Annotated in this window: 16 protein-coding genes, 7 tRNA genes and 1 riboswitch; of the genes, 11 read left to right on the top strand and 12 right to left on the bottom strand. The window is 42.6% G+C overall.

The features are described from left to right. The first annotated feature begins 30 nt into the window (after window positions 1-30). Window positions 31-783, top strand: coding sequence for a DUF3667 domain-containing protein (locus CLV94_RS00235; RefSeq protein ID WP_121374470.1), 753 nt, complete (start codon window positions 31-33; stop codon window positions 781-783). A gap of 36 nt (window positions 784-819) precedes the next feature. Here the strand turns inward: CLV94_RS00235 and CLV94_RS00240 are convergent, their stop codons facing one another. Next, window positions 820-1107: a hypothetical protein gene (locus tag CLV94_RS00240; RefSeq protein ID WP_147406541.1), complete on the bottom strand. Its 288-nt coding sequence runs from the start codon at window positions 1105-1107 to the stop codon at window positions 820-822. A gap of 185 nt (window positions 1108-1292) precedes the next feature. On the opposite strand from CLV94_RS00240, the gene CLV94_RS17215 reads away from it, so the two are divergent. After that, window positions 1293-1667, top strand: a complete 375-nt coding sequence (locus tag CLV94_RS17215; RefSeq protein WP_211331170.1) for a ribosomal maturation YjgA family protein — start codon at window positions 1293-1295, stop codon at window positions 1665-1667. A 108-nt stretch (window positions 1668-1775) separates the two neighbouring features. Then, complete coding sequence (locus tag CLV94_RS00250; RefSeq protein ID WP_121374473.1) at window positions 1776-3554, top strand: AMP-dependent synthetase/ligase; 1779 nt, start codon at window positions 1776-1778, stop codon at window positions 3552-3554. A 123-nt stretch (window positions 3555-3677) separates the two neighbouring features. Here CLV94_RS00250 and CLV94_RS00255 read toward each other — a convergent pair whose 3' ends face one another. The 11 genes from CLV94_RS00255 to CLV94_RS00280 all read right to left on the bottom strand — a co-directional run bounded on the left by CLV94_RS00255 (window position 3678) and on the right by CLV94_RS00280 (window position 7455). After that, on the bottom strand, window positions 3678-4775 hold the full coding sequence (locus CLV94_RS00255; RefSeq protein WP_121376174.1) for a slipin family protein: 1098 nt from the start codon (window positions 4773-4775) through the stop codon (window positions 3678-3680). An 85-nt stretch (window positions 4776-4860) separates the two neighbouring features. Next, window positions 4861-5172: a hypothetical protein gene (locus CLV94_RS16900; protein ID WP_147406542.1), complete on the bottom strand. Its 312-nt coding sequence runs from the start codon at window positions 5170-5172 to the stop codon at window positions 4861-4863. Window positions 5173-5428: 256 nt separating this feature from the next. Then, on the bottom strand, window positions 5429-5749 hold the full coding sequence (locus CLV94_RS00260; RefSeq protein ID WP_170148717.1) for a hypothetical protein: 321 nt from the start codon (window positions 5747-5749) through the stop codon (window positions 5429-5431). A gap of 29 nt (window positions 5750-5778) precedes the next feature. Further along, a tRNA-Phe gene (locus tag CLV94_RS16935) sits at window positions 5779-5851 on the bottom strand. 6 nt (window positions 5852-5857) lie between these two features. Then, window positions 5858-5930: transfer RNA gene (locus tag CLV94_RS00265), tRNA-Leu, on the bottom strand. A gap of 4 nt (window positions 5931-5934) precedes the next feature. Continuing rightward, window positions 5935-6021, bottom strand: a tRNA-Tyr gene (locus tag CLV94_RS00270). An 8-nt stretch (window positions 6022-6029) separates the two neighbouring features. After that, window positions 6030-6101, bottom strand: a tRNA-Pro gene (locus tag CLV94_RS16940). A 5-nt stretch (window positions 6102-6106) separates the two neighbouring features. Further along, window positions 6107-6179, bottom strand: a tRNA-His gene (locus CLV94_RS16945). Between the two features lie 143 nt (window positions 6180-6322). After that, a tRNA-Arg gene (locus tag CLV94_RS00275) sits at window positions 6323-6396 on the bottom strand. Between the two features lie 4 nt (window positions 6397-6400). Continuing rightward, a tRNA-Ser gene (locus CLV94_RS16950) sits at window positions 6401-6488 on the bottom strand. Between the two features lie 625 nt (window positions 6489-7113). Further along, on the bottom strand, window positions 7114-7455 hold the full coding sequence (locus CLV94_RS00280; protein WP_121374474.1) for a hypothetical protein: 342 nt from the start codon (window positions 7453-7455) through the stop codon (window positions 7114-7116). A 356-nt stretch (window positions 7456-7811) separates the two neighbouring features. Here CLV94_RS00280 and CLV94_RS00285 point away from each other — a divergent pair, with 356 nt between their 5' ends. From CLV94_RS00285 to tenA, 8 genes are all read left to right on the top strand, one after another. Then, window positions 7812-8501 carry a hydrolase gene (locus CLV94_RS00285; protein ID WP_121374475.1) on the top strand — a complete coding sequence of 230 codons (690 nt, stop codon included), beginning with the start codon at window positions 7812-7814 and terminating at the stop codon, window positions 8499-8501. 69 nt (window positions 8502-8570) lie between these two features. Continuing rightward, window positions 8571-10379, top strand: coding sequence for an amidohydrolase (locus CLV94_RS00290; protein ID WP_121374476.1), 1809 nt, complete (start codon window positions 8571-8573; stop codon window positions 10377-10379). A 3-nt stretch (window positions 10380-10382) separates the two neighbouring features. Then, a complete protein-coding gene (locus tag CLV94_RS00295) occupies window positions 10383-10823 on the top strand; it encodes a DoxX family protein (protein ID WP_121374477.1) in 441 nt (146 codons plus the stop codon). Window position 10824: 1 nt separating this feature from the next. Continuing rightward, window positions 10825-12192 (top strand): alginate export family protein, encoded by a 1368-nt coding sequence (locus CLV94_RS00300; protein ID WP_121374478.1) that lies wholly within the window; start codon window positions 10825-10827, stop codon window positions 12190-12192. Window positions 12193-12446: 254 nt separating this feature from the next. Further along, window positions 12447-12539: riboswitch (TPP riboswitch) on the top strand. Between the two features lie 73 nt (window positions 12540-12612). Further along, window positions 12613-13410: a hydroxyethylthiazole kinase gene (gene thiM / locus CLV94_RS00305; protein WP_121374479.1), complete on the top strand. Its 798-nt coding sequence runs from the start codon at window positions 12613-12615 to the stop codon at window positions 13408-13410. Beyond that, window positions 13403-14041 carry a thiamine phosphate synthase gene (gene thiE, locus CLV94_RS00310; protein WP_121374480.1) on the top strand — a complete coding sequence of 213 codons (639 nt, stop codon included), beginning with the start codon at window positions 13403-13405 and terminating at the stop codon, window positions 14039-14041. The genes thiM and thiE overlap by 8 nt, the downstream gene beginning before the upstream one ends. Further along, window positions 14038-14871, top strand: coding sequence for a bifunctional hydroxymethylpyrimidine kinase/phosphomethylpyrimidine kinase (gene thiD, locus CLV94_RS00315; protein ID WP_121374481.1), 834 nt, complete (start codon window positions 14038-14040; stop codon window positions 14869-14871). The genes thiE and thiD overlap by 4 nt, the downstream gene beginning before the upstream one ends. After that, window positions 14858-15508: a thiaminase II gene (gene tenA / locus CLV94_RS00320; protein WP_121374482.1), complete on the top strand. Its 651-nt coding sequence runs from the start codon at window positions 14858-14860 to the stop codon at window positions 15506-15508. Before thiD ends, tenA begins: the two co-directional genes overlap by 14 nt. The last annotated feature ends 19 nt before the right edge of the window (window positions 15509-15527 follow it).

Consider the following 15527-nt stretch of genomic DNA (forward strand, 5'->3'; position numbering starts at 1 on the left):
TATTTTAGCAAGACTTAAACCTTATTATTTATGGAAAGCCCCTATTGTTTAAATTGTCAGGAACCTATTGAGAAGAATTATTGCTCTAACTGTGGTCAAAAAACCGATACACACAGAATCAATTTTAAACATTTTATTTTCCATGACATTTTGCATGGGGTATGGCATTTTGAGAAAGGTATCTTCTTTACAGTTAAAGAGGCATTCACGCGACCGGGAAAAGCTGCTTTGGATTATATTAGCGGAAAACGAATTAAGTATTATAATGTATTCTACCTAACCGTTTTATTGGTCGGACTTAATATTTTTTTAGCAAATTATTACGACCATCTTGAATTAAAATATTATCCTGAACTACACGAAATAAAGCTAAATAAAGACCTTAAATCAGGCGATTTTTTATCCGATTATGCTAAAATATTAATTCTTTCCCTGATTCCTCTTTTTGCTTTGACTAGCTTTATCCTTTTTCGGAGAAAGAAATTAAATCTGAGTGAGCATTTTATAGTTTCTGGAATGACTTTTTTAGGCGTAATGCTAATCAGTACATTTAGCATATTTCTTTCCTTTTTAGGCTTTTTAGAAGGTTTCTCAACAGTTGCTTATGTCATTGATAAAATAACTCCAATAGCCTTATTGCTGTATATTAGCTTTGCTTACTACAATGCTTTTCATTTGATGTACACCAAATTAAATATAATCTTGAGAGTAATTGCTTTTGACATTTTATTATTATTAGAAATAGCCCTATTTATTATTGGTACTTTTTTCATCTTTAAATAAAAAAAATCCTTTCTAAAATTTAGAAAGGATTTTTTTCTATCGTTTCCCTTTCATCATAACAGCACCAACACCTGTCACAATACCTGAAGCCGCAAAAGCAAACATTCCGGAAGCAATCATTTCCTGTCCTGCAAATAATGCATTCTGTGATATTTGATTGTTAAATAAGGTACCGCCGGCTACGCCTGCAATGATTCCGATTACTGATAAGATCGAAAAGTCTCTCCAAGGTTCAGGATCTGGATGTGGAGGCACCGGAAAACGCCACCAGCCTGGAAATTTTGTTCCGCACCATCCCATCGCTAAATAAAATAACATTCCCATAATAGTAAGTTTTAGTTGTTGCCTACTCTTTTGCTTTTCGGCTTACGCATTAATCATAAGCCAAATGTAGACACAGCTATTCACATACATTCAAGGTCATTTCCTGTTTTTTCTAGAGTAAAAATACCGCTTTTTATAGGGTATAAATTAGTATGTTTGCCAAAATCCCATACTTCTTTCCATCTATGAGAAACAATAGAATTCTCTACTTTTTACTTTGTATTAGCATAATTGCTTTGGGTATCTTGTCCCGAAAAACGGAGATTATACCCTTAGTTGTAGGCGATATATTGTATTCCATAATGATTTATTTCTTAATGCGATTTCTGTTCCTGAAAACCAAACTGCAAAAGACAGCCTTTATTTCTTTGCTAGTATGCTATGGCATCGAGACTTTGCAGCTCTCCCAAGCAGATTGGATTAATGAAATCAGGCATACTGCATTTGGTCGTTTGGTTTTAGGACAAGGCTTTTTATGGAGCGACCTACTTGCTTATACCTTTGGAATAACGATTGCTTTTCTAGGAGACATGTATCTGATTCAGAAAAATAAATCTTAAGCATTTTGCCTACTCTTAAGCCTAGAAAATCTTAATTTACGAAATGATAAAAACATTGCTGATTTATTAATAATTTCCTATTTTGCAGGGAATTTAATCTTCAACAAAATGGCTTCAATTACTAGACTGTTTGATTTTCCATATCATCAGCAAGAAAAATATAGCATTCCTGATTCATTAGTTACGAAACACAATGGCGAATGGGTCAAGACATCTACTGATGAATATATTTCAAAAGCCAATGCCATATCGAGGGCGCTTTTGAGAATGGGAATACAGAAAAATGACAAAATTGCTGTCATCTCTTCCAATAACAGAACAGAATGGCACATTATAGACATTGGGATTCTGCAGACCGGAGCGCAAAATGTTCCTATCTACCCGACTATTTCTGAAACAGACTATGAATACATCTTAAACCATTCCGAAGCAAATTATTGTTTTGTTTCAGACGATGTCGTATTGGGCAAGCTAAATGCGATCAAGAATAATGTTCCGAAATTAAAAGGAATTTATTCTTTTAATCAGATTGAAGGTTGTAAAAATTGGACGGAGCTATTAGACTTAGGAAAAGATACAAGCAATCAAAGTGAAGTAGAAGAACGAAAAAACAACGTAAAACCACTTGAACTTGCTACCATAATTTATACCTCTGGAACAACCGGAAAACCTAAAGGAGTAATGCTTTCGCACAATAATATAGTTTCTAACGTATTAGATTCTGCCAGTAGAATTCCGTTTGAAGCAGGGAAAAGCAAAGCGCTCAGCTTCTTACCTATCTGTCATATTTATGAACGAATGGTAACCTATATCTATCAATATTATGGTGTTGCTATTTATTTTGGAGAATCGATCGAAAAGATTTCTGACAATGTAAAAGAAGTACAGCCAAACGTAATGACCGGCGTTCCGAGGCTTATAGAAAAGGTATATGAAAAAATTATTGCCAAAGGTTCTGAACTGACCGGAATTAAAAAGAAACTGTTTTTCTGGGCGATTTCTGTTGGTTTAAAATACGAACCAGACAATGCAAATGGCTGGTGGTACGGATTTCAATTGATGATTGCTAGAAAACTTATTTTCAGTAAATGGAAAGCTGGATTGGGCGGAAAATTAGATCTAATAGTAAACGGAAGCGCCGCACTACAACCTCGATTGGCACGCGTATTTGCAGCAGCAGAAATCTATGTAATGGAAGGATATGGTCTGACAGAAACATCACCCGTAATATCGGTGAATGATACACGCAATGGAGGCTTCAAGATCGGTACTGCTGGAAAAATCATCGATAATGTGGAAATAAAAATTGCCGAAGATGGAGAAATCTTGTGCAAAGGTCCAAACGTAATGATGGGCTATTATAAAGATGAGAAACTTACCAGCGAAGTTATCGTTGACGGTTATTTTCATACAGGCGATATCGGCCTCATTGATAAAGACGGCTTCTTGAAGATTACCGACAGGAAAAAAGAAATGTTCAAGACGTCTGGCGGAAAATATATCGCGCCGCAGCTCATAGAAAATGCCATGAAGCAATCCCGTTTTATCGGTGAAATCATGGTCATTGGCGATGGCGAAAAGATGCCTGGTGCCTTTATCCAGCCTGATTTTGATTTTGTAAAACAATGGGCTTCTAAAAAAGGACTCTCAATCGGAAGCACAAATAAAGAGATTGTTGCCAACGAAGAAGTCAAAAAACGCTTCCAAGAAGAAGTAGACGATATCAACAAAAAATTCGGACACTGGGAAATGATCAAGCGCTTTGAGCTGACTCCAGACGTCTGGTCTATTGATGGCGGAGAGCTCACTCCTACCCTAAAACTGAAACGTAAGAACGTCAAGGAAAAATACCAAGACCTATACGACAAGATCTATAAAGACGCATAAAAGACGAAACCACAAACATCCTGCTTGTGGTTTCGTCTTTTTTATACGATACTACCGCTAATTTTTCTTTATCAATACTCCATAACAAAACAGCCACAGATTCAATGAATCCATGGCTGCTTTTTATTTAAGGAAAATGTCCTTTAACTGAGTGATGACGTTGCCGCCGCCAGAAATGGTAATTTCACCAATCCTATCTGCGATTTTCTCGACATATTCCATCTCTTTCAATTTCCACAACATTTCGTTTTCTTCCATCAATTTTGCCGTATTCAGCAAGCTTCTGGTCGAAGCCGTTTCTTCACGCCTCATGATGCTGTTCGCCTGTGCTTTTTTCTCGGCTACCAGCACCTGGTTCATGATTTCCTTCATATCACCAGGCAAGATAACGTCCCTTATACCTGCATCAGAAACTGCCAAGCCCAAATCCTTGATTTTTGCTTCCACGTTTTCCAAGATTTCTTTGGCAATCGTATCTTTCCTATTTAGCAATTCATCCAATGTCAGGCTTCCGATAAAAGCCCTCAAGGCCAATTGCATTAAAACGTACAATTGCTTTTCAAAATCCTTGTTATAAACCAAAGCCTTGTAGATATCCGCAACTTGGTACCTCACAAAAAAGTTGATTCTCAACCCAGCCTTGTCTTTAGTCAGCAATTCTTGTCCTGAGATTTCCAATTGCTGCTGCCTTGCGTCGATAGTCTTCACTTCGACAGAAATAGCATTGTTCCAAAAGTAATAAGCGCCTGCTGTCAATTCCTTGACAAAAGAACCGTTGACAAACAACAATCCTTTTTCATAGCTGGCTACCTGAAAGCGCCTTACATACATTTTCAACTTGGCCGTTTCCAATAAAGCAGTCGGAATCTGTTCGGCAATCTCTGTTTTTGACAAGTCTGCCTTTACGAATTCGTTTTTGACATAGCCTTTCCAGAAAGCATACCTTCCAGTGACCAAGACTTCTTTAAAGATACCGTTCACAAAATACAAGGCAATTTCGGTATCGGCAATCTCAACAACTTCTAGCAGCGAAGCCAAGGCTTCATTCTGCAACAAAAGGTTCAGTTCTACTGGAGCCACAAAGGTTTGTTTCTTTTCAAAAACCATTACCTCTTTGTTTCCGAATACCCATGCAGTGCCTTCTTCCAAGACACCTACTAATTTTCTATTTTCAAATACCAGACCTACTTGGTAGGCATTAATACGTACTTTTCTAATCATTTTTATACTTTTTAAATTCAACATAAATAAGAAAACGAACCTTCTCCATCCTTCTTCAAAAACGGGAGCGCTGGTCGGTCTTTTTTTAATCAGGATCTGTTTCTGTCCATTTCCAAAAGAAATCCAGCAAATGAAATCTTTTGTCAAGCCAGAAAGAAAAACCAATAGTCCAAAAGACGCTTCCATGCTCGCAGGCCCTGTCAAAAGTGCAAGAACCCAGACATTGCATACGGGAATTGCTGATAGAGACAGGCTCCTTCTCTTTGGTGGCATTATTTTTAAGAGCAATGCGACTCTTGCTTACAGATTGATAGTCTGCGAAGGCGACAGCCACTGTCAAACCGAAACGAGCTCGGTGCAGGATTCGAACCTGCGTAACTTCTATTGTTCTATCCAATTGAACTATCTGCCTAATGCAGAGCGGGACTCGAACCCGCAACCCATAGAGTGGTGATGGTTTTTTGGCAAACCACCCAAACCTCCAAATCAAGTTGCATAGAAAAACATGATGCTTTTCGGCAAAGTTCTCTACAATGGTGCCATACAGAAACACGCAACAGGACTCGTTTGATATTGTTATTTCAATGAACTTGTCTTATTCCTCTACAAAGATTTTAAAACCACTGCGCAATTATTTTGCGCAGTGAATTAAATTATAAAAGCCCCCTATTTTTCTGGTCCTCTCGGTCTCTCTGTTCGATTGCCCCAAAGGGACTTCCTTTGAAATAGCCTATATTCACGAAGCCGTTTTCTTCTGTTATCAGCGATTCTTTTTTAGTGACGGCTCCAGTATATTTAGAACCATAACTGCCTGTCAGCTTTTTTGTCGCCGGATCCACGTCGCCCCATTCGGGCGTCTTCCCGTTATAGATGGGCTCGACAAAATAAACAATACCCGTCAATCGCGACTTCATCAAGAAGCGGCCCGTCTCATCCGTATTGGTCAAAAACCTTTTTAAAATGTCTTGTCTCATGATTCTCATTCTTTTTAAATTAAACACTGCGGAACAGATTCGAGTCGAACGAATACCTCTAGTGCTTCAAACTACCGTGCATACCACATACACCACTGTTCCTTTTCGTACAGGAAGAGAGACTCGAACTCTCAAAAAACAGATCCTAAATCTGCCGCGTATGCCATTCCGCCATTCCTGCATTTTGGTGGAAGTAGTAGGAATCGAACCTACTCCGTACTTAAACAACAGATTTACAGTCTGCCCCAACCCTCCAACTTTGGCGTACTTCCTTACTTTGTCTGAGAAGCAGGATTCGAACCTACGGCCTCCCGCGTCCAAGGCGGACAAACAACCTCCGTTATCTTCCCAGTTTTAGGGTGCTTTCGGGAATCGAACCCTGTTCTTCAGAACCACAATCTGAGGTTTTACCAAATAAACTAAAAACACCATTCGCGGCTCATACGGGATTACTCACGCTTTTTTATTTTAACGGAGTTCGTGAATGCTTTGCATTTCGACCCGTTCTCCCGAGAGACAGTCGGGAAGGTTAGCCAGTAACCCCAATGAGCCAGTTCCTTTCTAGAACTCGTGTGGCCTCGACTGGATTCAAACCAGTAACCTGCTGCTTCGTAGGCAGATGCTCTATTCTGTTGAGCTACAAGGCCATTGCGGAGAGCAAGAGAATCGAACTCTCATTGCCTTTCGAGCAAAACCGATTAGCAGTCGGTTGCAACAAACCACTATTTGCCTACTCTCCTTTTGGGCATAAAAAAAGCACCTCGTTAAAGGTGCTTCAAATCATAGGGCAGGATATGCTTATCCTATCAGCCTGTAATGATCATACACCTGTATCTTATAAAATCTGCGATCGAGACTCGGACTAGCCGGCTGCCCGTTATGTGATCTAAAATAAATAGCCATCGCTTCTGTGTTTTTATATAGTGAATTCATTGTCTTTATTTGTAATTCGTAATTCCTAATTCTAAAATTTCTTCGGCAAAGATAAAGTCAAAAAAATCAAACCTCCAAATTATTTTTAAATTTATTTTATTGATAATCAGTTAGTTATACTTGTATTTACGCATAGAAAATCCTGTCCGTTATACAACAGATATCCTTACAATATTCAAATGACTGTCTCTCATTTGGTTAGCTTCCAAGTCTTATTTTCGTTTTTTTATACTAGGCATGAAACATTTTTTTGCTTTTTTTTAGGCCGTATTTGCTATGGCGCTTGTTTTTATATCATTTCTGTTCTTTTTTGCTTTTTATTTCTTCTCTAAAACCGCTCATGTTTGTTCCTATTCGTTTCCAAATAGAGTGAAAACAAAAAAAGCGCCCCGATGTCGGGACGCTTTTGTTATATAGTTTCAGATTACCAGTTACAAATCCTGCTTGAAATCTTTACGATACCTACCACATCCATGACGTCCCGCCAGAAGTTTTGCTTCATGACGATCGCTTATTGGTCCAAAAGACGGTGCGCTATGTTGGTATCTATTTTTCATTTCGAGGGCAAATGTAATTGATTTTTTTAAATAAACGATAAGTCCCGCTCCTGTCGTTTCCAAATCAAGCAACCTATTCTTAATGAGTCCGGCCAAGCTAGCTATCCAAAAAGCCCCATTATCGTACACAAATATTTTATGGCTTTCCATACAATTCTCTATCAAAACCATAAGCCTGCCGCCGCAAACAGATCCAAAAAACACGATTAATTCCATAAGATGTTCTCTTTTTATATAAATGCCTCTTTCTATCTTATCCCTTTTTCATCAGCCCTAACCAGAAAAGCAGCAAGCTCGTCCCTGCCTTTCTTGCAATCTACAGCCGCATTGTATTATCTGTTTATTTTTAAATATAAAAACAAAACACTGATAATCAAACAACTAAACCGATTTTAATTGCCTTAAACTATTTTATAAAGCATAAAAAAACATCCAAATGTATTTTCTTGTCCTAGTTCAATGCATCGCTGTTGACAAGGATATAAATTTGTAACAGAAATTAAAACAATAATGAATCAAAAAAGGAATAAACAAAAAATTTAATTAATAATAATCTTAAATCTTTAAACATCATGAAAACAATTCTCTTAACAGCATCATTACTTTTTGCTACTTTAACAGCTTTTGCTCAAAAACCAAGTACAGAACTATTAAACCCATCCAACCATGCCCTAATATTGGTTGACCATGAAAGTCAAATGGCCTTTGCGGTAGCAAGCCACCCTATCGACCAATTACGCAATAATACTGCATTAGTAGCTGGCGCATCAAAAATCTTCAATGTACCAACTGTTGTCACTACGGTAGCCGAAAAATCATTCAGCGGTCCGGTCTTTCCAGAAATAGAACAATTTTATCCGCAAAAAACCTCTAATTATATAGACCGTACCACAATGAACACTTGGGAAGATGCCAATGCACACAAAGCCATTGTAGGAAAAGGCAAGAAAAAACTGGTTTTTGCAGGATTATGGACAAGTGTTTGTATCGTTGGTCCTACACTTTCTGCCATCAGCGAAGGCTATGACGTGTATGTAATTACCGATGCCAGTGGCGACGTTTCTAAAGAAGCACATGAAATGGCCGTAACCAGAATGGTACAAGCAGGTGCAAAACCAATCACTTCTTTACAATATCTTTTAGAACTGCAACGCGACTGGGCACGTCAAGAAACGTACAAAGCCGTTACCGACTTGGTTAAGAAATACGGAGGTGCTTATGGCATAGGCGTACTATATGCACACGAAATGCTGAAACATTAATTAACAAAAATGGGCCGTGCCTCGGTACGGCCCTCTTTTTCTCTTTTACTAACCTTAGCTCTTCCAAACATGAAAAATTTTACACTACTACTTTACACATACTTTCTGCTCGCTACAATGCAGGGCATCGCACAAAATAGCCCTACGCTTATTGTCCACAATGCCAAAATACACACCCTAGACCACAACAACTCGGTCAAGCAAGCAATAGCCGTAGCCGATGGAAAAATCATCAAGACAGGTACCAATAGCGAAATCCTCAAGCTTAAAGCCAAAAATACGACCCTAATAGATGCCAAGGGCAGTACCATCATACCCGGCTTATTTGACTCCCACATGCATATCATCCGCGGTGGAAGATTCTATAATACCGAACTTCGATGGGATGGCGTACGCTCCCTCAAAAAAGCATTGTCGATGCTAAAAGAACAAGCAGAACGAACTCCTTCTGGACAATGGGTGCGTGTTGTAGGAGGTTGGAATGCCTACCAGTTTGAAGAAAAAAGACTTCCAACGCTAGACGAAATCAATGAAGCTACAGGCAATGTGCCTGCTTTCATACTCCATCTATACGGACATGCCTACCTCAACAAAGCGGGTATTGCAGCATTAAAGATAGATGCCGACACTCCAAATCCTAGCGGAGGACTGATTGAAAAAGATACCAACGGCAACCCAACCGGAATGCTCATTGCCGAACCCAACGCCTACATCCTTTACGCTACCCTTTCCAAACTTCCTGAATTGAGCAATGAAGAAAAAGTCAATTCTACAAAACTGTTCATGAGTGAAATGAACAGGCTGGGCGTAACCGCCATTATGGATGCCGGAGGCGGATTTCAAAACTACCCTGATGACTATGGCATCACCACAAAGCTTTGCGAAGAAAACGCCCTAACCGTACGCATGCCCTACTATCTGTTTGCCCAAAAAGCGGGCAACGAGCTTGCCGATTATACCAAGTGGATCAGCTCTGTAGAAATTGGCGACGGATGTGATGTCCCTTCAGACGGAGCCAAGCGCTTCGGAAAAATGCCAAAAATGGAATACCATGTGCAAGGCGGCGGAGAAAATCTGGTAATGAGCGCAGGCGATTTTGAAAATTTCGACAAGCCAAGACCCGAATTAAGTCCTGCCATGGAAGGCCAGCTAAAAGCAGTGCTGTCACTGCTGATAAAAAATAGATGGCCGTTCAGGATACACGCTACCTATAATGAAAGCATCACCCGATTCTTAAATGTCATCGAAGAAATAAACCAAGAAACACCCCTTGACGGACTGCTGTGGTTTTTTGACCATGCCGAAACCGTTTCTACAGAAAACCTGCAGCGAATCAAAAAGTTACAAGGCGGTATCGCCATACAGCATCGAATGGCCTATCAAGGAGAGAACTTTATCAAGCGTTACGGAAAAAAAGCCGCCGCCAATACCGTACCTATCAAAAAAATGATGGAAATGGGTATTAAAGTCGGTATGGGTACCGACGGTACTCGAGTAGCGAGCTACAACCCATGGGTAGGGCTATATTGGCTTTCGACCGGAAAAACACTAGGCGGCTTAAAATACATGAGCGAAGAAAATATACTTGACAGGACAACAGCCTTGAAACTGTTTACCCAAGGAAGTGCCACGCTCATCAACCTCGATAAAGACAGAGGCATACTCAAAGAAAACTATCTGGCTGATTTCATACTCCTTTCAGACGACTATTTTACAACATCAGAAGACAAGATACTCAACATCGAATCCAAGCTCACTATCGTAAATGGCAAAGTAGTGTATGCCAACGAAGAATACCGAAACTATGCCGCCCCTCAGCCTAAAGCCATCCCTGAGTGGAGTCCAGTAAACTATTATGGAGGATACCAAAAAAACTAAGCCATGAAAAAAGCAGCCTACCACATCGTAGCATCCGATCTGAAAAATCCGTTCTATAATCTCGCGATGCTTTTTTTCAGGACAGCCGTAGCCGTACAACTTATAGCCGTACACGGACTAAAAAAACTAGGCATTGGTGTTGAAAACGCAGAAGCCATTCCTAATCCACTAGGATTCCCATCGGCGCTCAATGACGGCATTGCTATTGCCGCAAATGTTTACCTGCCGGTACTGCTTATTTTTGGTTTTCTCACAAGGCTCGCTGCCTTGCCTGCCTTGGCCGTAACGCTGACCGGATATTTTATAGTGCACGCCCACGACCCCTTATCCGTAAGCGATATCCCATACATGTACAGCATTTCGCTGCTCCTAATCGTATTTTTGGGCAGCGGCAGATATTCAGCCGATTACCTCCTCAGCCAAAAAATCAAAAGACTAGCATGATATGAACCGAATCGTTTATTTGCTTTTAACCTTCGGGCTTGCCGCCTCCATGACGGCTCAAACCCAAGCCGACTTCAAACCGCTAAGGTATGATGATAACTTTAGCTATCTGGAAGAAGACACCCTTCCAAGTACCTACGAAAAGATTAAATACCTGCCCCTTGGAAATAAAAAGCACTACCTTTCGGTCGGAGGAGAAATACGGGAGCAGTACATCTATACCAAAAACAATGGATGGGGAGACCTTTCAGATGCTCCCGATGGCTACCTGCTGTCGCGCTATCTGCTTCATGCCGACCTAAAGTCTGGCCGATTCAGAACTTTTATTCAATTGCAAAGCAGCCTGGCTTATGGCATAGACAATCCCAGTCCGGTCGACCACAACACCCTAGACCTGCATCAAGCATTTATAGAAGCTGTCGTTTTAAGCGATGAAAAAAGCAAGCTCAATATTCGGGCAGGCAGGCAAGAACTCCTCTATGGCTCACAAAGGCTGATTGGCGTACGCGAAGGTCCCAACAGCCGCATCGCTATGGATGCCGCCAAATTGCTGTATAAGCAAGACCAATTTCAAAGCGATCTGTTCTATGCCCACCCCGTTGCCAACAAGCCAGGGACATTTAATGACCCTTTCAATGAAAAGGCTCTTTTATGGGGAAGCTATACCGTAATCAACAACTTGAAATTCTTAAACAATATCGACCTGTACTACTTAGGCGTATGGAAAAAACGAGCCGAATATGATGCCGCTTCAGGAGAAGAAATCCGCCATTCTTTAGGCTTTCGGGTATGGAAAAACAGCAACCGTTGGAAATACGATATCGAAGCCGTTTACCAATTTGGAAAACTGTCGCAGGCTACCGTATCGGCTTGGACCTTATCTTCCAACATCAGCTATAAAGCCACAAGCCTAAAATTCAAGCCCGTATTCGGACTAAAGTCCGAAATCATATCAGGAGACAAGACCAGCAACGACAACAAGATACAGACATTCAATCCGCTATATCCCCGGGGCGCCTACTTTGGCTTGGTAGCACTCATCGGGCCAGCCAACTTGTTTGACATTCATCCCTCTTTAGAGCTCGAAATAAGCAATTCGTGGAACCTCGGTATCGATTATGACCTATTCTGGCGCTGGAGTACCAACGATGGACTCTATGCTCCTAACATGCAGCTGCTCTATTCCGGACAAAACACGACCAAAAGCTTTATCGGCTCCCAGCTCGCTGCCACTATCGATTATACGCCAAGCCCTTTTTTGAGTCTTACGCTCGAAGGCGCCTGGTTTGACAGCGGTGCCTTTCTCAAAGAAGCCGGAGCAGGAAAAGACTATTTCTATAGCGCATTTACGGCACGAATACGGTTTTAACCTTACATTCGTTCTGGCAAGGCAGCTTATATCATAAATACACCTCTCGTAGGCGCTTGTCAAATGGCACAGAACCAAAGAGGCTCAAATTTTCCTCTTTATCATTCACCACCTCGCCTCCAAAGCCGCTAGAGAAGCATCCGCTGCAGGCTGCTTTTTGAAGTTGCAAAAATCATTCTCTGCTACCTGCCAGCATCTCGTTGTCATAAAAAGCGGACAGGCCTCCTGCACAAAAAATAAATCCAGTATCTTTGTAATGGCTTTAGGGGTATTCTGAAAAGAATTGAGAGAGTCCCTTTGAACCTGATGCGGTTAAAACCGTCGTAGGGAAAAGCGTGCAGGCACTATCGTGTCTTGCCCTGTCTTTTTATTCCAAAGCATCTCCTGCAGCCATTCAGTCATAAACTAAACCTAAATGGAATGGAACAGAACCTTTGGAAACACATCATCGCCGTCAGGCAATCTTCTCCCTTAGTGCATAATATTACCAATTTTGTGGTAATGAATACTACCGCCAATGCCCTGCTCGCTGTCGGTGCCTCGCCTATCATGGCACATTCCCATGCCGAAGTCGAAGAAATGACGAGTCTCTGCCAGTCGCTCGTTGTCAATATCGGAACCCTAGACGATTATTTTGTCGATGCCATGCTATTGGCCGTACAAAAAGCCAATGAGCAGAAAAAACCTTGGATACTCGATCCAGTAGGCGCTGGAGCCACCTCATATCGCGATGCCGTATTGTCGCAACTGTTAGCTCATAATCCTGCCGTTGTGCGCGGCAATGCCTCAGAAATACTTGCCTTGGCCAAAGCCAACAGCACCGCAACCAAAGGTGTAGACAGCACCGCAAAGAGCGATGAGGCCGTTGATGCCGCCCGTTTTATCCAGCAAAAATACGGTTCGGTAGTCTGCATTTCTGGCGAAACCGACATCATCGTCTCCCAAAACCAGACTGTCTTTATCCGCAATGGCAACGCCCTAATGACAAAAGTAACCGGACTCGGCTGTTCTGCCAGTGCCGTGATAGGCGCCTTTGTCGCCGCCGTTGCAGCTCCTGCCGAAGCCGTTGCCGCCGCTATGGCACTGTTTAGCATAAGCGGCGAGCTGGCTGCAAGACAGAGCAATGGCCCCGGTACCCTGCAGGTACTGCTGCTGGATAAGCTCTATACCCTTTCTGAGCAAGAATTTAACGACTCCCTAAACATCCGATATGCGTAGGCGATCCTTCCCTTACCTATTGTATCTTGTCCTTTCTGAAGCAGACTGCCTAGAAAAGAATTACCTGCACGTAGCCGAACAGGCCATAATCGGGGGCGTAGACATTATCCAGCTAAGAGAAAAAGACCTAACTGCCAAAGAGTATATCGCCAAAGCCCAGCGGCTCAAAGAAATTACAGACCGCTACGCCATCCCATTGATCATCAATGACAATCTAGAAGTCGCAAAAAAGATAGGCGCCTTCGGCATCCATGTCGGCAATAACGATGTCCCGCCTACCCACATACGGAAAGAATGGAAGAGCTGCCAGAGCCTAGGCTATTCTATCGAATTTATCGAGCAACTGCAGAGCAAAGAAACCGAAGCGGCAGACTGCCTCGGCATAAGCCCTGTCTTTCATACCCCTACCAAAAAAGATACGGTCACTACCTGGGGCATTGAAGGGATAGCTGCCCTGCGGAAACTGACAGACAAGCCGCTGATAGCTATTGGCGGCATGAATGCTGCCAATGCCGAAGCCGCCCTAAAAGCAGGAGCCGACTGTATAGCCGTGGTATCGGCTATCTGTGCCGCAGCCGACCCGCAAAAAGCAGCCTACGAACTCAAAAACATACTACTCCGAAACTTATGAAACACTACACCTATCCTTCTGTATTGGCAATAGCCGGATTTGACGGAAGCGGAGGCGCGGGCCTCCAAGCCGACATCAAGACCATTTCGGCCCTCGGCTGTTATGCCACTTCGGTCCTTACGGCCCTGCCAGTACAAAATACGCAGGGCGTGCGCAACATCTACCCTATTCCTTACCACGCCGTTAAAGAGCAGATTGAGGCCGTCATGGACGATATTATGCCTCAGGCCATCAAGATCGGAATGGTACACACCAGCGAATTGGTCGATGTCATTGCAGCCACATTGCAGCGCTATCCCAAAGTGCCCGTCATTTTTGATCCTGTCATGGTTGCTACCAGCGGACACAGGCTGATTGAAGAAGCGACTATCGAAGCCCTCATAAATACGCTATTCCCCATAGCCGCCCTCATTACGCCCAACCTAGATGAGGCCGCTCTGCTGGCTCAAATGGAGATAAAGACTGTCGAAGACATGTATCTTGCCGGAACCAAGATCTTGAAATTAGGATGCAACGGCTTACTGCTAAAAGGCGGCCACCTCGAAGGAAAAAAGATCACCTCTCTCTATTTCCAAAACGACGGGAAGGTACTTTCTTTTGAATTTGAAAAATTTGATACCACCAATACCCACGGTTCGGGCTGCACGCTCTCTTCTGCCATTGCCAGCTATAGGGCACAAGGAAAAAGCCTTGCCGAGGCTGTATTGCTCGGACAAGACTACGTGCACCAAGCCATCTATAATGGAAAAGACGTGCTCGTTGGCAAAGGAAACGGCCCGCTGAACCACTTTTTTAACCCTCAAAAACTAATCAAAAATGACCTGGACTGAACATGCCTGGCAAGCTATTGCCCCAATCTATAAAAGAATTATCGAGATGCCTTTTCTTGCCGAATTGTCCAAGGGCACGCTTGCGCAAGAGCGCTTCCAGTTTTATATTATGCAGGACTCGGGATATCTGGAACATTTTGGAAAGGCGCTGGCACTGCTGGGAGCCAGGGCCGCAGCCACAGAAGATGCTCTGGCCTTTATGCGTTTTGCCGAAAATGCCCTCGTGGTCGAAAGCCTACTGCACGAATCCTACCTTAAAGACTTTGGAATTCCGGACAAAGGAACGCTTGAACCTGCCTGCCACCACTACGTCCATTTTCTAAAGAGCACGGCTGCCCTAGACGCTGTAGAGATCGGAATGGCGGCCGTTCTGCCCTGCTTCTGGATCTATAAGGCCGTGGGCGACCATATCAGCAAGAGCCCGCAGGCCCCTGCCAATCCGTACCAAAAATGGATCGATACGTATGGGGGCGAAGAATTTGGGATTGCCGTACGACAGGCCATAGCCATCTGCGACCGTGCCGCCTCGGCAACAACGGAACAGACGCGCGCCGCCATGACCAAAGCTTTTATTACGGCTTCGCGTTTGGAATATGATTTTTGGGACGGTGCCTATCAATTAAGAATGTGGAAATAGGCTAAAGACAAGAGTACTG

Source organism: Flavobacterium endophyticum (assembly GCF_003634455.1).
Lineage (GTDB): Bacteria > Bacteroidota > Bacteroidia > Flavobacteriales > Flavobacteriaceae > Flavobacterium > Flavobacterium endophyticum.